This is a genomic window from Pseudomonas sp. NPDC012596, from assembly GCF_042902325.1.
Lineage (GTDB): Bacteria > Pseudomonadota > Gammaproteobacteria > Pseudomonadales > Pseudomonadaceae > Aquipseudomonas.
This window is the reverse complement of record NZ_JBIBEB010000001.1, coordinates 543,031-563,871: the sequence shown is the minus strand read 5'-3', so window position 1 is coordinate 563,871 and position 20,841 is coordinate 543,031. Positions and strand designations below refer to the sequence as shown.

At 63.3% G+C, this 20,841-nt stretch carries 13 protein-coding genes; 12 read left to right on the top strand and 1 reads right to left on the bottom strand.

The features are described 5' to 3' along the window. The 6 genes from ACFY68_RS02485 to ACFY68_RS02460 form a co-directional block, all read left to right on the top strand. Window positions 1–9,408, top strand: a 9,408-nt coding sequence (locus ACFY68_RS02485) for an immunoglobulin-like domain-containing protein (RefSeq protein ID WP_387523007.1), incomplete at its 5' end; no start/stop codon positions are given. Between the two features lie 154 nt (window positions 9,409–9,562). Continuing rightward, window positions 9,563–9,904 carry a tryptophan synthase subunit beta gene (locus ACFY68_RS02480; RefSeq protein WP_387523042.1) on the top strand — a complete coding sequence of 114 codons (342 nt, stop codon included), beginning with the start codon at window positions 9,563–9,565 and terminating at the stop codon, window positions 9,902–9,904. A gap of 222 nt (window positions 9,905–10,126) precedes the next feature. Next, entirely contained in the window at window positions 10,127–11,026 is a 900-nt protein-coding gene (locus tag ACFY68_RS02475; RefSeq protein WP_387523005.1) for a TauD/TfdA dioxygenase family protein, read from the top strand. Between the two features lie 17 nt (window positions 11,027–11,043). Continuing rightward, window positions 11,044–12,063, top strand: a complete 1,020-nt coding sequence (locus ACFY68_RS02470; protein ID WP_346615225.1) for an ABC transporter substrate-binding protein — start codon at window positions 11,044–11,046, stop codon at window positions 12,061–12,063. A gap of 6 nt (window positions 12,064–12,069) precedes the next feature. Continuing rightward, window positions 12,070–12,933, top strand: a complete 864-nt coding sequence (locus ACFY68_RS02465; protein WP_387523004.1) for an ABC transporter ATP-binding protein — start codon at window positions 12,070–12,072, stop codon at window positions 12,931–12,933. 14 nt (window positions 12,934–12,947) lie between these two features. Beyond that, on the top strand, window positions 12,948–13,811 hold the full coding sequence (locus ACFY68_RS02460) for an ABC transporter permease (protein ID WP_387523002.1): 864 nt from the start codon (window positions 12,948–12,950) through the stop codon (window positions 13,809–13,811). A 117-nt stretch (window positions 13,812–13,928) separates the two neighbouring features. On the opposite strand, the gene ACFY68_RS02455 is transcribed toward ACFY68_RS02460, so the two are convergent. Further along, window positions 13,929–14,486: a WYL domain-containing protein gene (locus ACFY68_RS02455; protein WP_387523000.1), complete on the bottom strand. Its 558-nt coding sequence runs from the start codon at window positions 14,484–14,486 to the stop codon at window positions 13,929–13,931. Window positions 14,487–14,692: 206 nt separating this feature from the next. On the opposite strand from ACFY68_RS02455, the gene ACFY68_RS02450 reads away from it, so the two are divergent. The 6 genes from ACFY68_RS02450 to ACFY68_RS02425 all read left to right on the top strand — a co-directional run bounded on the left by ACFY68_RS02450 (window position 14,693) and on the right by ACFY68_RS02425 (window position 20,755). Then, window positions 14,693–15,487 carry a tetratricopeptide repeat protein gene (locus ACFY68_RS02450; RefSeq protein ID WP_387522999.1) on the top strand — a complete coding sequence of 265 codons (795 nt, stop codon included), beginning with the start codon at window positions 14,693–14,695 and terminating at the stop codon, window positions 15,485–15,487. Between the two features lie 235 nt (window positions 15,488–15,722). After that, the gene (locus tag ACFY68_RS02445) at window positions 15,723–16,175 is read left to right on the top strand and encodes a MarR family transcriptional regulator (protein WP_346615230.1); all 453 of its coding nucleotides are present in this window, start codon (window positions 15,723–15,725) and stop codon (window positions 16,173–16,175) included. Next, on the top strand, window positions 16,172–18,259 hold the full coding sequence (locus ACFY68_RS02440; RefSeq protein WP_387522997.1) for an FUSC family protein: 2,088 nt from the start codon (window positions 16,172–16,174) through the stop codon (window positions 18,257–18,259). The genes ACFY68_RS02445 and ACFY68_RS02440 overlap by 4 nt, the downstream gene beginning before the upstream one ends. Then, window positions 18,256–18,468: a DUF1656 domain-containing protein gene (locus ACFY68_RS02435; RefSeq protein WP_274908143.1), complete on the top strand. Its 213-nt coding sequence runs from the start codon at window positions 18,256–18,258 to the stop codon at window positions 18,466–18,468. Before ACFY68_RS02440 ends, ACFY68_RS02435 begins: the two co-directional genes overlap by 4 nt. After that, window positions 18,465–19,340 (top strand): HlyD family secretion protein, encoded by an 876-nt coding sequence (locus ACFY68_RS02430; RefSeq protein ID WP_346615232.1) that lies wholly within the window; start codon window positions 18,465–18,467, stop codon window positions 19,338–19,340. Before ACFY68_RS02435 ends, ACFY68_RS02430 begins: the two co-directional genes overlap by 4 nt. Continuing rightward, window positions 19,337–20,755, top strand: coding sequence for an efflux transporter outer membrane subunit (locus ACFY68_RS02425; RefSeq protein ID WP_387522994.1), 1,419 nt, complete (start codon window positions 19,337–19,339; stop codon window positions 20,753–20,755). Before ACFY68_RS02430 ends, ACFY68_RS02425 begins: the two co-directional genes overlap by 4 nt. Window positions 20,756–20,841 lie beyond the last annotated feature (86 nt).

The window sequence follows — 20,841 nt, the reverse complement described above, 5'->3', positions numbered from 1 at the left end:
ACCTATACCGCCTCCGTCAGTGCACCAGTTACCGGCAGCCCGCTGGTGGTCACCCTGGCCAACGGCCAGAGCATCACCATCGGTGTCGGCGAGTCCTCCGGTTCGGTCAATTTCACCGCGCCAAACAATGTTTACAACACCAATGCCCCGCTGACCAACAGCATCACCAAGGTTGAAGGCGGCAACTACGAGCAGCTCGAAACTGCAGGCACGCCAACCACCACGGTCACCGACAGCCCGGATACCCAGGCCACCACGGACCTGGTGCTGAGCGCCACCGGCGATGTCGCCGAAGGTGGCCAGATCGTCTACACCGCGACGCTGAGCAACCCGGCGGGCACGGCGATGACCGTGACCCTGAGCAACGGTGCGACCATCAACATCGCCGCCGGCCAGACCACTGGCCAGGTGACGGTCGCCGCACCGGCCGATGACGTCTACAAGGACGCCGGTCAGGTCAAAGTGAGTGTCACCGGCACTACCGGCGGCGACTTCGAGAATCTGGCGGTCAACCCGGCTGAAGCTGTCACCAACGTCAGCGACACGATCGATACGTCGACCGTGACCCTCACTGCCAATGCTTCGGTCGTGGAAGGTGGCGTGGTCACCTACACCGCTTCCGTCAGCGCGCCGGTCACCGGCAGCCCGCTGGTCGTGACCCTGGCCAACGGCCAGAGCATTACCATCGGCGTCGGCGAGTCGTCCGGTTCGGTCAACTTCACCGCGCCGAACAACGTCTACAACACCAACGCCCCGCTGACCAACAGCATCAGCAAGGTCGAAGGCGGCAACTACGAGAAGCTGGTTTCTGTTGGCAACACCACAACCAGCGTCACCGACAGCCCGGCCACCCAAGCCACCACCAATCTGGTACTGAGCGCCACCGGCGATGTCGCCGAGGGCGGCCAGATCGTCTACACCGCGACCCTGAGCAACCCGGCGGGCACGGCAATGACCGTGACCCTGAGCAACGGCGCGACCATCAACATCGCCGCCGGTCAAACGAGTGGCCAGGTAACGGTCGCGGCGCCAGCCGATGACGTCTACAAGGATGCCGGCCAGGTCAAAGCCACCATCACCGGTACCACCGGTGGCGACTTCGAGAATCTGGCCGTTAATCCAGCCGAAGCCGTGACCAATGTCAGCGACACCATCGATACGTCGACAGTGACCCTCACTGCCAATGCTTCGGTCGTGGAAGGTGGCGTGGTCACCTATACCGCCTCGGTGTCGGCACCGGTCACCGGTTCGCCGCTGGTCGTGACCCTGGCCAATGGTCAGAGCATTACCATCGGCGTGGGTGAGTCGTCCGGTTCGGTCAACTTCACCGCGCCGAACAACGCCTACAACACCAACGCTCCGCTGACCAACAGCATCAGCAAGGTCGAAGGCGGTAATTACGAGCAGCTCGAAACCGCAGGCGCGCCGACCACCACCGTCACCGACAGCCCGGCCACCCAAGCCACCACCAATCTGGTGCTGAGCGCCACCGGCGATGTCGCCGAAGGTGGCCAGATCGTCTACACCGCCACGCTGAGCAACCCAGCCGGCACGGCAATGACTGTGACCCTGAGCAACGGCGCGACCATCAACATCGCCGCCGGTCAAACGACTGGGCAGGTCACTGTTGCCGCGCCGGCTGATGACGTCTACAAAGACGCCGGCCAGGTCAAAGTGAGTGTCACCGGCACCACCGGTGGCGACTTCGAGAATCTGGCCGTTAATCCAGCCGAAGCCGTCACCAACGTCAGCGATACCATCGACACGTCGACCGTCACCCTGACCGCCACTCCAAGCGTGGTCGAGGGCGGTACTGTGGTGTACACCGCCTCGGTGTCGGCACCTGTGACTGGTTCGCCGCTGGTTGTGACCCTGGCCAACGGCCAGAGCATCACCATCGGCGTCGGCGAGTCGTCCGGTTCGGTCAACTTCACCGCACCGAACAACGTCTACAACACCAACGCCCCGCTGACCAACAGCATCAGCAAGGTTGAAGGCGGTAACTACGAGCAGCTCGACACTGCAGGTAATCCGACCACCACGGTTACCGACAGCCCAGCGACCCAAGCCACCACGGACCTGGTGCTGAGCGCGACTGGCGATGTCGCAGAGGGTGGCCAGATCGTCTACACCGCCACGCTGAGCAACCCAGCGGGCACGGCAATGACCGTGACCCTGAGCAACGGCGCGACCATCAACATCGCCGCCGGTCAAACGACTGGCCAGGTCACTGTTGCCGCGCCGGCCGATGACGTCTACAAAGACGCCGGCCAAGTCAAAACCACCATCACTGGCACCACCGGTGGCGACTTCGAGAATCTGGCCGTTAATCCAGCCGAAGCCGTCACCAACGTCAGCGATACCATCGATACCAGCACGGTCACGTTGACCGCTAATGCCTCGGTCATCGAAGGCGGCGTGGTCACTTACACCGCTTCCGTCAGCGCGCCGGTCACCGGCAGCCCGCTGGTGGTAACCCTGGCTAATGGTCAGAGCATCACCATCGGTGTCGGCGAGTCCTCCGGTTCGGTCAATTTCACCGCGCCAAACAATGTTTACAACACCAATGCCCCGCTGACCAACAGCATCAGCAAGGTTGAAGGCGGCAACTACGAGCAGCTCGAAACTGCGGGTAACCCGACTACTACCGTCACCGACAGCCCGGATACCCAGGCCACCACTGACCTGGTGCTGAGCGCGACTGGCGATGTCGCAGAGGGTGGCCAGATCGTCTACACCGCCACGCTGAGCAACCCAGCGGGCATGGCGATGACCGTGACCCTGAGCAACGGCGCGACCATCAACATCGCCGCCGGCCAGACCTCTGGCCAGGTGACCGTCGCGGCGCCAGCCGATGACGTCTACAAAGACGCAGGTCAAGTCAAAGCCACCATCACTGGCACTACCGGCGGTGACTTCGAGCAGCTGGCCGTTAACCCAGCCGCAGCTGTCACCAACGTCAGCGACACCATCGACACGTCGACAGTGACCCTCACTGCCAATGCTTCGGTCGTGGAAGGTGGCGTGGTCACCTACACCGCTTCCGTCAGCGCGCCGGTCACCGGCAGCCCGCTGGTCGTGACCCTGGCTAATGGCCAGAGCATTACCATCGGCGTGGGCGAGTCGTCCGGCTCGGTCAACTTCACCGCGCCGAACAACGTCTACAACACCAACGCTCCGCTAACCAACAGCATCACAAAGGTCGATGGCGGCAACTACGAGAAGCTGGTTTCTGTTGGCAACACCACAACCAGCGTCACCGACAGTCCGGCCACCCAAGCCACCACCAATCTGGTGCTGAGCGCCACCGGCGATGTCGCCGAAGGCGGCCAGATCGTCTACACCGCGACCCTGAGCAACCCAGCCGGCACGGCAATGACCGTGACCTTGAGCAACGGCGCGACCATCAACATCGCCGCCGGTCAAACGACTGGCCAGGTGACCGTTGCAGCGCCTGCCGATGATGTCTACAAAGACGCCGGCCAGGTCAAAGCCACCATCACTGGCACCACCGGCGGTGACTTCGAGAAGCTCGCAGTCAACCCGGCTGAAGCCGTCACCAACGTCAGCGACACCATCGATACGTCGACAGTGACCCTCACTGCCAATGCCTCGGTGATCGAAGGCGGCGTGGTCACCTATACCGCGTCCGTCAGCGCACCGGTCACCGGCAGCCCGCTGGTGGTCACGCTGGCCAACGGCCAGAGCATCACCATCGGCGTCGGTGAATCGTCCGGCTCGGTCAACTTCACCGCGCCGAACAACGTCTACAACACCAACGCTCCGCTGACCAACAGCATCAGCAAGGTTGAAGGCGGCAATTACGAGCAGCTCGAAACCGCAGGTAACCCGACTACTACCGTCACCGACAGCCCGGCCACTCAAGCCACCACCAATCTGGTGCTTAGCGCCACCGGCGATGTCGCCGAAGGCGGCCAGATCGTCTACACCGCCACGCTGAGCAACCCAGCCGGCACGGCGATGACCGTGACCCTGAGCAACGGCGCGACCATCAACATCGCCGCCGGTCAAACGACTGGCCAGGTAACGGTCGCGGCGCCAGCCGATGACGTCTACAAGGACGCCGGCCAGGTCAAGGCCACCATCACTGGCACCACCGGCGGTGACTTCGAGAAGCTCGCGGTCAACCCAGCCGCAGCTGTCACCAACGTGAGCGACACCATCGACACGTCGACCGTGACCCTCACTGGCAATGCTTCGGTTGTGGAAGGTGGCGTGGTCACTTACACCGCATCCGTCAGCGCGCCGGTCACCGGCAGCCCGCTGGTGGTGACCTTGGCCAACGGCCAGAGCATCACCATCGGTGTCGGTGAATCGTCCGGCTCGGTCAACTTCACCGCGCCGAACAACGTCTACAACACCAACGCTCCGCTAACCAACAGCATCACAAAGGTCGATGGCGGCAACTACGAGAAGCTGGTTTCTGTTGGCAACACCACAACCAGCGTCACCGACAGTCCGGCCACCCAAGCCACCACCAATCTGGTGCTGAGCGCCACCGGCGATGTCGCCGAAGGCGGCCAGATCGTCTACACCGCGACCCTGAGCAACCCGGCGGGTACGGCAATGACCGTGACCCTGAGCAACGGCGCGACCATCAACATCGCCGCCGGTCAAACGAGTGGCCAGGTAACGGTCGCGGCGCCAGCCGATGACGTCTACAAAGACGCCGGCCAGGTCAAAGCCACCATCACTGGCACCACCGGCGGTGACTTCGAGAAGCTCGCAGTCAACCCGGCTGAAGCCGTCACCAACGTCAGCGACACCATCGATACGTCGACAGTGACCCTCACTGCCAATGCCTCGGTGATCGAAGGCGGCGTGGTCACCTATACCGCGTCCGTCAGCGCACCGGTCACCGGCAGCCCGCTGGTGGTCACGCTGGCCAACGGCCAAAGCATCACCATCGGTGTCGGCGAGTCGTCCGGCTCGGTCAACTTCACCGCGCCAAACAACGTCTACAACACCAACGCCCCACTGACCAACAGCATCACCAAGGTCGATGGCGGCAACTATGAGAAGCTTGTCACCACCGGCACCCCGTCAACGACCGTAACGGATGTAGCGGGCACCAAAGACGCCACAAGCCTGGTCCTCAGCGCCACGTCGACGGTCGCCGAAGGCGGCAAGATCACCTATACCGCTACCTTGTCCAACAAGGCCGGGTCGGACATGACCATCAAGTTGAGCAATGGCGAGACCATCTCCATTGCCAAAGGCCAGACTGAAGGCAGCATCACCTTGAACGCACCCGGCGATGATCCCTACATCGATGCAGGGTCGGTTCAGGTCAAGATCGACGGCAGCACTGGCGGCGATTTCGAATTGCTGGCAGTTGACGGCGCTTACGCTGTCACCAAGGTCACCGACACCATCGACACGACCAACTTGACGCTCAGCGCCACGCCGACAGTCGCCGAGGGTGGCCAGATCACCTATACCGCCACGTTGAGCAACCCGGCGGGTACGGCGATGACCGTGACCTTGAGCAATGGCCAGACCATCAACATTGCCGCAGGCAAGACGTCGGGTTCGGTGATCGTCGCCGCACCGGCGGACGATGTATACATCGATGCCGGTGATGTGTCGGCGAAGATCACCGGTACTACCGGCGGCAACTTTGAAAACCTCGCCGTCAGCAACTCGGCTGCCGTCACGACGGTGACCGACACCATCCAGACCACCACCCTGAGCATCGGTGGCACCACGGCCGTAGCCGAAGGCGGTAACGCCAGCTATACCGTGACCCTCAGCAACAATGCACAAACCGATGTAACGGTGAAGCTGACCTATACCGGCACCGCTACCGATGGCGTCGACTTCACGGGCGTTGCCACCGTCACGATCAAGGCCGGTAGCAACTCGGCCAACTTCACCATCCCGACGATCAAGGACAACGCCACCGAGGGCACTGAGCAGTTCACCGTCAAGATCGATTCCGCCACCGGCGGCAACTTCGAGAACCTGGCAATCAGTGGCAGCGCTGGCAGCGTTACCACGCAGATCTTCGAGCCGGCCCCCGTGCTGGACCTCGACGCCAACGACTCGAGCGGCAAGACCGGCGCCGACTACCAGGCCACCTTCACCGAAAACCAGCCAGGCAGCGGCGTGTCGATCGGCGATATCGATGTCTCGATCACCGACTTCGACAGCTCGATGCTGACCGGCGCGACCGTGACCCTGACCAACCGTCAGCCAGGCGATGCCCTAAACCTGGGCAACAGCGTCAACGGCATCTCGATCAACGCGAACAGCACCGACGGTAAAGTGGTGCTGACCCTGAGCGGCACCGCTTCGCTGGCCGACTACATCCAGGCGATCAAGAACATCACCTTCATCAACACCAGTGAAGACCCGAGCACCACGCCGCGGGTCATCACGGTCACGGTGACCGATGGCGTCAACACCTCGAACACCGCGACCACCACGGTCAACGTCATCGCCGTCAATGACGCGCCAACCACCACGGGTGGTGCAGTCACCGGGACGGAGGACACCGACCTGGTGCTGGGTTGGAATGATTTCAACGTCAGCGATGTCGACTCGCCGATCAGCAGCCTGGGCGTCACCATCACCAAGCTGCCGGACGCTGGCACCCTGAAGCTGTTCAACGGCACCAGCTGGGTCGATGTGAAAGCCGGCCAGACCATCAGCCAAGCCGACATTACCGCGGGCAAGCTTAAGTTCGTGCCGGTGGCCAACCAGTCCGGTGTGGACGGCTATGGCGGCAGCGGCGTGGGCAACAAGCAGGCTGACTATGCGCAGATCAAGTACAAGCCTACCGACGGCAAGGATGCAGGCAGCGAAGCCACGCTGAAGGTCGACATCACGCCGGTCGCCGACAAGCCGGACCTGAGCATTGGCAACAACAACGTCAACTCGCTCGGCCTGACCAAGGAAACCTGGACCAGCCTCAACGGCCTGGGCACGAACGGCAACGGCATCACTGGCGATGCCCTGAAGAATGTATTCGCCAACTCCGGCAGCGCCAGCAAGAGCGAGCAGGTGACCACGGTCGACACCTCGGCCACCGTCACCCCGGGCACGGGCTCGAAGACGTCCGGCCTGATCTACCTGGAAGCCGGCAAGACCTACACCTTCAGCGGCACCGCCGACGACAGCCTGCAGATCGTCATCGGCGGCAAGAACGTCGCCGGCGCGACCTGGGGCTCGGCAAACGGCAGCATCTCGGGCAGCTTCACCCCGACCACCAGCGGCTACTACACGCTGGAGATCTACAACGCCAACCAGGCCGGCCCTGGCAGCCTCGATGTCAACATCAAAGTGGGCAACGGTGCGGTCACCGACCTGAACAGCGCCAACATCCCGATGTACCCGAACCTCTCTGCGCTGGCCGGCGCCGGGGTGACGGTGTCCGACCTGCACGGCAGCAATGGCCAGGGTTACTACGACGGCTACAAGCTCAACGAAGGTGGCGAGAACGGCGCACCGGTCAAGCTGGTGAGCATCAGCACCGCACTGACCGACACGGACGGCTCGGAGAGCCTGAGCGTCAAGCTCAGTGGCATCCCGGCAGGCTCGGTGCTGGCTGACAACGCAGGCCATACCTTCACCGTTGGCTCAAGCGCGGTGGATGTCACTGGCTGGAACCTGGGCAGCCTGACCATCAAACCCCCGGCCTACTACGCCGGCCAGTTCGACGTGAAGGTCACTTCCACCTCCACCGAGAGCGTTGGCGGCAGCACCGCGACCAACGAAGGCAGCATCAAGGTCACGGTCTACCCGCAGAGCTACACCACCAGCAACTTGTCGGCTGACAACGACACGGTCACTGGCACCGATGGCAACGATATTGTCGTTGCCGATGTCAGCGGTCTGCATGTGGTGCCGGGGCAGGATTACAACATTGCCTTCATCGTCGACACCTCTGGCAGCATGGGCTCGTCGGGCGTGAGTGCGGCGAAGTCTTCGCTGGAGTCGGTGTTCAAGACCCTGGCGGCGAGCGTCAAGGGTTCGCAGTCGGGTACGGTGAACATCCTGCTGGTCGACTTCGCGACCCAGGTCAAGAGCAGTGTATCGGTGACCCTCAACGACGCCGGCCTGAAAACCCTGCTGAACGCGCTGAGTACGCTGAATGCTGGCGGCGGCACCAATTATGAAGATGCGTTCAAGACCACTGCCAACTGGTTTACCAACCTCAAGGCTGCGGGGAGCACCGGGTCCAATCAGACTTTCTTCATCACCGACGGCAAGCCGACTTATTATCAGGGCAGTGAACAAGGCAACCCGACCCTTGGTAATACCAGCCTGACCTTTGACAGCTACCTGAGCTCGATCAACTACAAGGCAGGCATGACGGTCGGCAAGTACCTGGACAACACCAATTACCTGAGCATCGACAGCGATGGTGGCTTGACGGTCCAGACCTACAATTACTGGACAGGCAGGTGGACAACCACGCTGTCCGGTGATATCCGCGCCGAAGGCAATGGTGGTTACGAGCTCTCAACGCGCGGTGGCAATGGCAGCAGCACCAGCGATGCGACCTGGAACAACTCGACCGACAGCTTCAAGATCTTGTCTGGCCTGTCCAATGTCGAGGCCATCGGCCTCAACAACGACGTCAATACCAGCGACCTGAAGCCGTTCGACTCCGATGGCAAGCCGCAGACCAACATCGATCCAAGCAAACTGGCAGACGCGATTCTGGGCCATACCGAGGTCACCAAGCCGGGTAGCGACACGGTCAACGGTGGTGACGGCAACGACATCATCTTTGGCGACCTGCTGACCTTCCCTTCGGTGGCCGGCACGGGTGTCGAGGCGATCCAGGGCTACGTAGCCAACAAGCTGGGCGTGGATGCCGGTGATGTGGATGCCCGCGCGATGCACAAGTACATCAGCGAGCACTACACCGAGTTCGATGTTTCGGGCAGCAACGACGGCGCCGACACGCTGATGGGTGGTGCAGGTAATGACATCATCTTCGGCCAGGGTGGCAACGACGCCCTCGATGGCGGCAAAGGCAATGACATCCTGCTGGGCGGCAGTGGCAACGACACGCTGATTGGCGGCCAGGGCAATGACATCCTGATCGGCGGCAGCGGTGCCGATACCTTTGTGTGGAAGGCCGGCGACATCGGCAATGACGTGATCAAGGACTTCAAAGTCAGCGAGGGTGACCGCCTCGACCTGCGCGACCTGCTGCAGGGCGAGAAGGCCAGCACCATCGACAACTTCCTGAAGATCACCACCGTCGATGGCTCCTCGACCTTGCAGGTGAGCACTGAAGGCAAGCTCAATGCAGCCGGTGGCCTGGCCAATGCCGACGTTTCGATCAAGCTGGAAGGGGTCAACTGGTCAAACACCACGATCAACTCGCTGATCAGCGGTGCCGACCCAACCATCAAGGTCGACAACAACTGACCCATACCCGCGGTGGCCGTAGCAGGCCACCGCGGGGCGGTCTTTTCTCCTACCCTCGCGCAGCGCATACTCACGCGCCGGGCTGTCACGCCTGGTGAACTTTGCCTATGCTGCTGTCTACCAACAAGGAATCATCGTGACGAGGGACGACGCCATGTTCTACGTGCAACGCGACGCCGAGGGCCGTTTGCTGCGGGTAGAACCTGCAGCCTTTGCAGAACACACCGAAATCATTCCGGCCGACAATGCCGAAATCCAGGAATGGTTTGCCGACGATGTGGTCGAGAACAGCCTCAAGCAGCTCAAGCAGAGCGACCTGGACATGATCCGGGTGCTCGAGGACCTGATCGAGGTTCTCACTGCCAAGGGCGTGTTCAGCATTACAGACCTTCCACCTGGCGCCCAGGCCAAGTTGCTCAACCGCTCCACGGCGCGCAAGGCGCTCGGTAGCTTGAACAACCTGATCGAAGACGAAGAGGAGGGCGGGTTGATCTGAAACCCGCTGTGCTGCCTGGCCAGCACCAAAACAGCGCAATCGCCCCTTCATATCGTTATTCGTTAACGGTATTTAAACTATTTTTCTTATGACTTTATAGTCACCCCCACTGCGTACCCGTCGACCAATCGATGCGCCGCACGACTTGAACCCACACGGGAAAACCCCGTGCGTTTCTGATCGTTGCGCGCCCTGAAGTCGCGCACTGCGTGGGAGTGAAAAATGTCCGCCGCCTCGAACGCCTTGTCGTCCATCGACAGCGCCCAGCCGCAAACCTTTGAAATCCGCCCGTTCTCTGGTGCCGTCGGCGCCGAGATCACCGGCCTGGACCTGGCCAAACCAGTCAACGCCGAGGATTTCCTGCGTATTCATCGCGCTCACCTCGACCACCATGTGCTGGTGTTCCGCGACCAGCGCATCAGCCCTGAACAACAGATCAGCTTCAGCCGCCGCTTTGGCGAACTGCAGATCCATGTGCTCAAGCAGTTCCTGCTCGCCGGCCACCCCGAGATCCTGATCGTTTCCAACATCATCGAGAACGGCCAGAACGTCGGCCTGGGCGATGCTGGCAAATTCTGGCATTCGGACCTGTCGTACAAGCCGCTCCCCAGCCTCGGCTCCATGCTGCACGCCCAGGAACTGCCCAGCGAAGGGGGCGACACCCTTTTCGCCGACATGCACAAAGCCTGGGACGCGGTACCCGATGCGCTGCGTAAAGTGGTCGAGGGCCGCAATGCCGCGCATTCCTACACCGCCCGTTACGCCGAGACCAAATTTGAAGGTAGCTGGCGCCCGACCCTGACCGCCGAACAGCTGGCGCAGGTGCAGGAAGTCATCCATCCAGTGGTACGCACCCACCCGGAGAATGGCCGCAAGGCGCTGTTCGTCAGCGAAGGTTTCACCACCCGCATCGTCGGCCTGCCAGACGATGAAAGCCGCGACGTGCTGCAGCAGCTGTATGCCCTGAGCGTGCTCGACCAGAACATCTACCGCCACCAATGGCAGCCCCACGACCTTGTGTTCTGGGACAACCGTTCGTTGATCCACCTGGCCACGGGCTGCCCTGCGCACCTGCGGCGCAAACTGTTCCGCACCACCATCCAGGGCGATGCCCCGTTCTGACGACTGAGGAAACCATCATGCGCAAATCCATCAGCCGCCTGGCGGCGAGTATCGGCCTGGGCGCAAGCCTGGTCGTTGGTAGCCTCGCGGCGCCGACCGTGGCCCACGCCGAAGGCGAAATCCGCATCGCCGAGCAGTTCGGCATCGTTTACCTGCTGCTCAACGTGGTGCGGGACCAGCACCTGATCGAGAAGCACGGCAAGGAGCAGGGCATCGACATCAAGGTCGACTGGGCCCAGCTGTCTGGCGGCGCGGCAATCAACGATGCGCTGTTGTCTGGCTCGGTGGACATCGCCGGCGCCGGTGTCGGCCCGCTGCTGACCGTGTGGGACCGTACCAAAGGCCGGCAGAACGTCAAGGCCGTGGCCTCGCTGGGCAACTTCCCGTACTACCTGGTCAGCAGCAACCCCAACGTGAAGACCATCGCCGACATCTCCAACAAAGACCGTATTGCCGTACCGGCCGTGGGCGTTTCGGTGCAGTCGCGCTTCCTGCAGTACGCCGCGGCCCAGCAGTGGGGCGACAAGGAATTCAACCGCCTCGACAAGTACACCCTGGCCGTGCCACACCCGGATGCCACCGCAGCCTTGCTGGCGGGCGGCACGGAGCTCAACGGGCACTTCTCCAACCCGCCGTTCCAGGACCAGGCGCTGGCCAACAAGGACGTGCACGTGGTGCTCAACAGCTATGACCTGCTGGGCCCCAACTCGCCCACCCTGCTGTTCGCCACCGAGAAATTCCGTAACGACAACCCCAAGACCTACAAGGCCTTCGTCGATGCCCTGGCCGAAGCCGCAGACTTTGCCCAGAAGGACAAGGCGGCCGCCGCCGACACCTACATTCGCGTGACCAAGGCCAAGATCGACCGCGACGCGCTGATCAAGCTGATCGACAACCCGCAGTACGAGTTCACCGTCACGCCGAAGAACACCTACAAGCTGGCCGACTTCCTGTACCGGGTAGGCGCCATCAAGCACAAGCCGGAGTCGTGGAAGGACTACTTCTTCCAGGATGAACGCCCGCTGCAGGGGAGCTGACCGACCATGACCGCCCCATTGCCAGGCCACACGGCCAGCAACCTGAGCCGTGTCGCAACACCGGCGTTGCTCAAGGTGGACAACCTGAGCCTCGAATACCGCACCGCGCAGCGCGTGGTGCGGGCCACCCACCAGGTCAGCTTCGAAGTCGACCGTGCCGACCGTTTTGTACTGCTGGGCCCATCGGGCTGTGGCAAATCCACCCTGCTCAAGGCCGTGGCCGGTTTTATCGAGCCACGCGAAGGGCAGATTCTGCTCGAGGGCCAGCCGGTGCGCGGCCCGGGGCCCGACCGCATCGTGGTGTTTCAGGAGTTCGACCAGCTGCCGCCGTGGAAGACGGTGAAGCAGAACGTGATGTTCCCGCTGCTGGTCTCGGGCCAGCTCAAGCGCGCTGAGGCCGAGGAGCGCGCCCTGCACTACCTCGAGAAGGTCGGCCTGGCCGCCTTCGCCGACGCCTACCCGCACACGCTGTCGGGCGGCATGAAGGCCCGGGTGGCCATCGCCCGAGCTTTGGCCACACAGCCGAAGATCCTGCTGATGGACGAGCCGTTCGCCGCACTAGACGCCCTCACCCGGCGCAAGATGCAGGAAGAGCTGCTTCTGCTGTGGGAGGAGGTGCGCTTTACCTTGCTGTTCGTCACCCACTCCATCGAAGAAGCGCTGGTGGTCGGCAACCGCATCCTGCTGCTGTCGCCCCACCCAGGCCGGGTGCGGGCCGAGGTGCATAGCCACCAGTATGACCTCGGCAGCCTCGGCGCCAGGGACTTCCAGGCCTGCGCACGGCGCATCCATCGCCTGCTGTTCGACGAGGCCGAAGCCCCCGAACAAACAGACGACCTGGGCTTCAACGACATCCGCATCGCCTACTGACAGGAGCTTCAGCCATGACCACTACACCTGTACGGCAGGAATACGAGGTGCAGCTGGAGCCGCTGCTCAGTGTGCCTCTGGAACGCAACCTGCCGCTGGCCCAGCGCCTGTGGCAGCAAGGCTGGTTGCGCAAGGCGGTGATCCTTGTAGTCATCGCCGCCCTGTGGGAAGCCATCGCCCGCTACCAGGGCAATGACCTGCTGCTGCCAACCTTTCTGCAGACCGCAGCAGCGCTGTGGGACGGCCTGGTGAGCGGCGAATTGCCGGCCAAAGTCGGCGTGTCGCTGGTAATCCTGCTCAAGGGCTACCTGATGGGCATCGTCCTGGCATTCGGCCTTACCAGCCTTGCGGTATCGACCCAACTTGGGCGCGATCTGCTGGGCACGCTGACCTCGATGTTCAACCCGCTGCCGGCGATTGCCCTGCTGCCGCTTGCCCTGCTGTGGTTCGGGCTGGGTGATAACAGCCTGATCTTCGTGCTGGTGCACTCGGTGCTCTGGGCGCTGGCGCTCAATACCTACGCAGGCTTTCTCGGCGTATCGGAAACCTTGCGCATGGCCGGGCGTAACTACGGCCTGAAAGGCCTGCGCCTGGTGCTGCACATCCTGGTGCCCGCGGCCCTGCCGTCGATCCTGTCGGGGCTGAAGATCGGCTGGGCGTTCGCCTGGCGCACGCTGATCGCTGCCGAGCTGGTGTTCGGCGCCAGCAGCGGCAAGGGCGGGCTGGGCTGGTACATCTTCCAGAACCGCAACGAGCTGTATACCGACAAGGTTTTTGCCGGGCTCGCCGTGGTGATCCTGATCGGCTTGCTGGTCGAGGGGTTGGTGTTCAATACCCTGGAGCGGTTGACGGTTCGGCGTTGGGGCATGCAGCGGTAAATCCGCAGTGATGGCCCTATCGCCGGCAAGCCGGCTCCCACCTCAACCGTATCGGCTTCAAGCCCTGCGCGGTATGTATGGGAGCCGGCTTGCCGGCGATAGGGCCGGAACGGGCAACTAATTCTGGTACTGGGCAGCCGCACTGCTCAGGGTTTTGGCGATTTCATCCCGCAGGCCAACCGGCTGCTCCACCTTCACCCCATCCCCCTGGCTCAACACCCACAAGCGCACCCCCCAACCATCCTCGACCGTGGCCCGCAGCCGATGGCCGTGCTCCAGCGCGGTCAGCTGCATGTCCACGCTCAAGGGTGTATCGCGCAACTGCTTCGCCACTTGGTCACTGACCCAGGCCTGCAGCTCCAGCCCATCACCTTGCGCCGGCTGTAGCGTGTCACCGCGCAAATACCCCAGCAGATCGAAATTCCCCCGCAAATCCCCCGCACCATTCGCCGACCAATGCCAGCCAAACGGGATGCTCTTGTCATTGCGCTCCAGCGGAAAAATCAGCGACAACTCGTTGAGGTCGCGCTCCACCGTGCGTTTGCTGACATTGAAGCCCACATCACGCAGGCGCCACACCAGCTCGGCACTGGTAATGCCTGGCGAGCGGCTAGGTAGCTGGCGCAGCAGCGCCCACTGACGGCTGAGGGTGGCGCGGGTGGTGGCGAACGGCAAAAGGTAACGTCCTTGTCTAGGCTTGCCGCATCAGGATGGCGGCATGAGCAGGTCATGGCAATTAGCCACGACCCCCTCAGATCAAGGTTCCGCCATTTGGTTGCCTTGCGCTGAATCGTTCGCGACAGGTTTTGACGTGACGTCGCGCAGAATCACGCCTCATCACAGCCGCGGTCGGGGCTGTGGGCCGTTCAATGAGGATGAACATGTCTGCTGTCAGCAATATCCACTCGCTGCTCGCCCGTCTTCTGCCAGAGCAGGTCATCGCCGCGCCGACGCCAGCCGGGAGGCGCCAGCGGCTGTTCGCCGGGGTGGGCCTGCCGAGCCAGCGGTCGCTGCTGGTCAGCCGCCTGGACGAAGCACCGGACCTGCAGGCGGTGTACGCCGACCTGCGGCAGCAGGCGCTGGCCGGCAATGTGGCAGCGCTCAACGACCTCGGCTGGATCTGGCTCAATGGCAAGTACTGGCGCGCCGACACCGTGCTCGCCGGGCATCTGCTGCGCATGGCCGCTTTGCAGGGCAATGCCGCTGCCTGGTTCAACCTGGGGCAGCAGCATTACTTCGGCAAGGGTATCGATACCTCCTACGTGCAGGCTGCGGAATGTTACCGGCAGGCCTTTGACCGCGGCATGCTGCACGCCGCCGCTGCGCTCGGTGATCTGTTCGAGGAAGAAGTCTGCGACGCCGAACTGGGCTGGCAGGTAGACCTGATTCAGGCGTACCAGTGGTTTCGTCGTGGCGCCGAACGGGGCGAGGCGCGATGCCGGTTCGAGGTGGGCTACCGGCTGTTGCATGGCCTGCATGTGGAGGCGGACACCAAGGCGGCGCTGTACTGGCTGGAACTCGCGGCGGCGACCGGGGTAATGCAGGCAGCCGAGGAACTGGCGGTGCATTTCAGCAGGCGTGACGGCGCACGCTACCTGGACTGGCGCGACCGCGCGGTGCAGATGGGCAGCACCCTGGCGTTGGCGATGAAGCTCGAAGACCAGGTCCAGCCCTGAACTGGCTGTGCCTGAACCGGCCCTATCGCCGGCAAGCTGGCTCACACAGTTACCTCAGCGACGCCGTACCCTGTGGGAGCCGGCTTGCCGGCGATAGGGCCGGTGCAGACAGCCTCATTCCCATCAAGATGAACAACAATTCATCCACGCTCCCCGTCGCCTCGGGTTGACGACAGGGGGAGGGCGAGGCGTATATTGATAGTTAGCAAACTATGAATATCCTTGGTTCTCTTAGATGACGCTTGATTCCTTGCGCCTGCAAGTCAGCACCGGCATGGTCGTTGCTGCCCGCCACTGGCGGCGTATCTGCCATAGCGCTTTGACCAGCTACGGTATCTCCGAGGCGTGCGCCGCACCCTTGCTGATGATCGTGCGCCTGGGCGATGGCGTGCACCAGGTTGCCGTGGCCCAGGCTGCAGGCCTGGAAAGCCCCTCGCTGGTGCGTCTGCTCGACCAGTTGTGCAAGGCCGGGCTGGTGTGCCGCAGCGAAGACCCACTGGACCGCCGCGCCAAGGCCCTGAGCCTCACCGCCGAAGGCCGCGCCTTGGCAGAAGCCATCGAAGCAGAACTGGTGCGCGTGCGCCACGACGTGCTGCAGGGCATCGACGAGGCCGACCTGCAAGCCGCCTTGCGGGTGCTGCGTGCCTTCGAGGCCGCCGGCCTGGGCACCGCTGGCGGGGTGGCATGAACGGTTTCTTCAGCTCGGTACCGCCTGCCCGCGACTGGTTCTATGGCGTGCGCACCTTTGCCGCGTCGATGATCGCCCTGTACATCGCCCTACTCATGCAGCTGCCGCGCCCCTACTGGGCGATGGCGACCGTCTACATCGTCTCCAGCCCCTTCGTCGGGCCAACCAGCTCCAAAGCCCTGTATCGCGCCGTGGGCACGCTGCTCGGTGCCGGCGGTGCCATCTTCCTGGTACCGCCGCTGGTGCAGTCGCCGTTGTTGCTGACGGTGGCCATCGCCTTGTGGACCGGCACCTTGCTGTACTTGTCGCTGAACCTGCGTACGGCCAACAACTACGTGCTGATGCTGGCCGGCTACACGCTGCCGATGATTGCCCTGGCTGTGGTCGACAACCCCTTGGCGGTGTTCGATGTGGCCTCTTCCCGGGCTCAGGAAATCTGTTTGGGGATTGTCTGCGCAGCGGTGGTCGGCGCGATTTTCTGGCCACGCCGCCTCGCGCCTGTGGTGGTCGGCGCCACTGGCAGCTGGTTTACCGAGGCGATTCGCTACAGCGATACCTACCTGGCCCGCGATGTTGCGGCCGATAAAGTGGGAGGGATGCGTGGCGCCATGGTTGCCACCTTCAACTCGCTCGAATTGATGATTGGCCAGCTCGGCCATGAGGGCGCAGGCCCGCATACCCTGAAGAACGCTCGCGAACTGCGCGGGCGGATGACCCACCTGTTGCCGGTGATCGACGCCCTGGATGACGCCCTGGTGGCGCTTGAAGGCCGCGCGCCTGCACAGTTCAAGCAGTTGCAACCGGTACTCGCCGCGGCCCGGGAGTGGCTCAAGGGCACTGCTGAAAGCGCCTCGGTAGCACGCTGGGCCGCCCTGCACGAGCAAATAGATCGCCTGCAGCCCGGTGCCGCCGCCCTCGACCAGCGCGCCGAACTGCTGCTGTCCAATGCGCTTTACCGCCTGAGCGAATGGGCCGACCTCTGGCAGGACTGCTGCACCCTGCAGCATGCCTTGCGCGCGGATGACCCCAAGCCGTGGCGCGCGGTGTACCGTCACTGGCGGCTGGGCCGCCTAACGCCGTTCTTCGACCGTGGGTTGATGCTGTACTCAGTGTTGTCCACCGTGCTTGCGATCATCGTCGCCTGCGGCCTGTGGATCGGCCTGGGCTGGAACGACGGCGCCAGCGCGGTGATTCTGGCCGCGGTATCGTGCAGTTTCTTCGCGGCCATGGACGACCCGGCGCCGCAGATCTACCGGTTCTTCTTCTGGACGTTGATGTCGGTGATCTTCTCCAGCCTGTACCTGTTCCTGGTGCTGCCCAACCTTCACGACTTCCCGATGCTGGTGCTGGCGTTCGCTGTGCCGTTCATCTGCGTCGGCACCCTGACCGTGCAGCCGCGTTTTTACCTGGGCACCTTGCTGACCATCGTCAACACCTCGACCTTCATCAGCATCCAGGGCGCCTACGACGCCGACTTCTTCAGCTTCCTGAATGCCAACCTGGCGGGTCCGGTGGGTTTGCTGTTTGCCTTCATCTGGACCCTGGTGATGCGCCCGTTCGGTGTGGAGCTGGCGGCCAAGCGCATGACCCGCTTCGCCTGGCGCGACATTGTCGAGATGACCGAGCCGGCCACCCTGGCCGAACATCGGCAGGTCGGCGTGCAGATGCTCGACCGCCTGATGCAGCACCTGCCGCGGCTGTCGCAAACCGGCCAGGACAGCGGCGTGGCCTTGCGCGACCTGCGTGTGGGCCTGAACCTGCTCGACCTGCTGGCCTACCTGCCGCGTGCTGGCAGCCAGGCCCGCGAGCGCCTGCAAACTGTGATCGATGAAGTCGGCGGCCATTACGCCGCATGCCTGCGCGCCGGTGAACGCCTGCATGCCCCTGCGGCGCTTCTGCGCAACATGGAGCGCGCACGCCTGGCGCTGAACCTCGATGAACTGTACGAACGCGGCGATGCCCGCACCCACCTGCTGCATGCCCTGAGCGGCCTGCGCCTGGCGCTGCTGCCGGGTGTCGAGGTGATGCTCGAGCCAGCCGAACAACCGCAACTGCCCCCCGGCCTGGACGGAGCGCCCCTGTGATCGGTGAACTGGATATCAGCGGGGTGTTCCTGCCCACGCTGCTGGTGATGATGTTTGGCACCTACCTGCTGTTCCTTGGGGTGCACGCCGTGTTGGTGCGTGTGCATTTCTATCGCCTGGTCTGGCACCGGGCGTTGTTCAATGTTGCTTTGTATGCCGTGCTGCTTGGCGCGGTGGACCACTTTTGCCGAAGCCTGATGCTGCCATGAAAAAACCTTTGCTGACCTTGGGCCGCGTGGTCCTGACCTTGCTGGTAGTGACCTTCGCCGCCGTGCTCGTGTGGCAGATGGTGGTGTACTACATGTTCGCCCCCTGGACCCGCGACGGCCATATCCGCGCCGACGTCATCCAGATCGCCCCGGATGTGTCCGGGTTGATCCAGAAGGTCGAGGTGCGCGACAACCAGACCATCAAACGCGGCGATGTGCTGTTCACCATCGACCAGGACCGCTTCACCCTGGCGCTGCGCCAGGCCAAGGCGACCCTCGGCGAGCGCCAGGAAACCCTGGCCCAGGCTTCCCGCGAAGCACAGCGCAACCGCAAGCTGGGCAACCTGGTGGCGGCTGAGCAGCTGGAAGAAAGCCAGTCCCGCGAGGCGCGCGCCCGTTCGGCGGTCAGCGAGGCCCAGGTGGCCGTCGACAGCGCCCAGCTCAACCTTGACCGCTCGGTGGTGCGCAGCCCGGTAGACGGTTATCTCAACGACCGCGCCCCGCGTAACCACGAATTCGTCACTGCCGGGCGCCCTGTGCTGTCGGTGGTGGACAGCGCTTCGTACCACGTCGATGGTTACTTCGAAGAGACCAAGCTGGGTGGCATCCACATCGGCGATGCCGTGGACATCCGCGTGATGGGCGACAACACCCGCCTGCGTGGCCATGTGCAAAGCTTTGCCGCCGGTATCGAAGACCGCGACCGCAGCAGCGGTGCCAACCTGCTGCCCAACGTCAACCCGGCGTTCAGCTGGGTACGCCTGGCCCAGCGCATCCCGGTGCGCATCGCCTTCGATGAAGTACCGCAAGACTTCCGCATGATTGCCGGGCGTACCGCCACGGTGTCGATCATCGAGGGTCAGCAGCCATGAAACAGCTGATCCTGGCTGGCTTCTGCCTGTCTTTGGGTGCCTGCATGATGGTCGGCCCGGACTACGAAGTGCCAAAGGATGCTGCGGTGCAGCGCAGCGACCTCAATGGCTCGCTGCGCCAGGATGCCGATAGCGTGGTGTCGGCGCCGGTGCCCGAGGACTGGTGGCAGCTGTATCAGGATCAGCGCTTGAACGAACTGGTGCGCCAGGCGCTGAGCGCCAACACCGAACTGCGCGTGGCCGCGGCGAACATCGCCAAGGCCCGTGCGCAGGTCGAAGTGGCCGAGTCGCAGGGCGGCTTCAACGGTGGTATCAAAGCCGGGGCGCAACGCCTGCAAGAGTCGGGTGAAGCCTTCCTGCAGCCGGAGAAGGTACCTGTGGCCAACATCGGCGAGGCAATCATCAGCGCGTCTTATCAATTTGACCTCTGGGGTACCTTCAAGCGCGGCACCGAGGCCGCCAAGGCCAATGCCGACGCCGTGCAGGCTGCTGCCGACACCGCGCGCATCACCCTGGTGGCCGATGTGGTCAAGGCCTACACCCAGGTGTGCTCGGCCAATGAAGAATTCCACATCGCACGCGAGTCGCTCGACCTGCAGCAGCAGAGCGTGCAGCTCAACCAGCGCCTGCGCGATGCTGGCCGGGGCGATGAAACCCAGGTCACCCGCTCGCAAACCCAGTTCAAATCGTTGCGCGCCGAGTTGCCGCGTTTCCAGGCCGAGCGCGAAACAGGCCTGTACACTCTGGCCGCGCTGCTGGCCAGGCCGGTGGACAAACTGCCTGCCGGCACCGCCGATTGCGCCGAGCTTCCGCACCTGAACCAGTTGGTCCCGGTCGGTGACGGCGCAGCATTGCTCAAGCGCCGCCCCGACGTGCGCCAGGCCGAACGCCAGCTAGCGGCGTCTACAGCAACCATCGGTGTGGCCACGGGTGCGCTGTACCCGGACATCAGCATCGGCGCCCAGGTGGGCACCATCGGTATCCTCGAAAACCTCGGCGAGCCTTCGACCAACCGCTGGGGCTTTGGCCCGCAGATCAGCTGGAGCATCCCTACCAATGGCACCCGTGCGCGCATCCGTATGGCCGAGGCTTCTACCCAGGCCGCGCTGGCGCATTTTGATGGGGTGGTGCTGAACGCCATTCGCGAGACCCAGACCCGACTTGCGCAATACAGCGCTTTGCTGGACAGGCGTGATGCGCTGGCCGAGGCGGAAAAGTCGGCCAAGGAAGCGGCGGATCAAACGCATCGCTATTACCAGGCAGGGCGTGAGTCGTTCCTGGCAGACCTGCAAGCGACCCGCACTTACACCGACATGCGCGCGCAGTTGGCGGCGGCCAACAGCCAGGTGGCGATGGGGCAGATTGGGGTGTTTCTGGCGCTGGGTGGTGGCTGGAAAGATACCGCCAAACCTTGAGGCCCAATCGCCGGCAAGCCGGCTCCCGCAGGTTCAGCGCTGCTCTCAGGCTGCAGCTTGGAACTGGCCAATTTTTGGGGGCAGCC

Coding starts and splice junctions, on each gene's coding strand:
- ACFY68_RS02470 (WP_346615225.1), top strand. CDS start 11,044: ATGCGCAAATCCATCAGCCGCCTGGCGGCGAGTATCGGCCTGGGCGCA.
- ACFY68_RS02430 (WP_346615232.1), top strand. CDS start 18,465: ATGAAAAAACCTTTGCTGACCTTGGGCCGCGTGGTCCTGACCTTGCTG.
- ACFY68_RS02450 (WP_387522999.1), top strand. CDS start 14,693: ATGTCTGCTGTCAGCAATATCCACTCGCTGCTCGCCCGTCTTCTGCCA.
- ACFY68_RS02465 (WP_387523004.1), top strand. CDS start 12,070: ATGACCGCCCCATTGCCAGGCCACACGGCCAGCAACCTGAGCCGTGTC.
- ACFY68_RS02475 (WP_387523005.1), top strand. CDS start 10,127: ATGTCCGCCGCCTCGAACGCCTTGTCGTCCATCGACAGCGCCCAGCCG.
- ACFY68_RS02460 (WP_387523002.1), top strand. CDS start 12,948: ATGACCACTACACCTGTACGGCAGGAATACGAGGTGCAGCTGGAGCCG.
- ACFY68_RS02440 (WP_387522997.1), top strand. CDS start 16,172: ATGAACGGTTTCTTCAGCTCGGTACCGCCTGCCCGCGACTGGTTCTAT.
- ACFY68_RS02480 (WP_387523042.1), top strand. CDS start 9,563: ATGTTCTACGTGCAACGCGACGCCGAGGGCCGTTTGCTGCGGGTAGAA.
- ACFY68_RS02445 (WP_346615230.1), top strand. CDS start 15,723: ATGACGCTTGATTCCTTGCGCCTGCAAGTCAGCACCGGCATGGTCGTT.
- ACFY68_RS02425 (WP_387522994.1), top strand. CDS start 19,337: ATGAAACAGCTGATCCTGGCTGGCTTCTGCCTGTCTTTGGGTGCCTGC.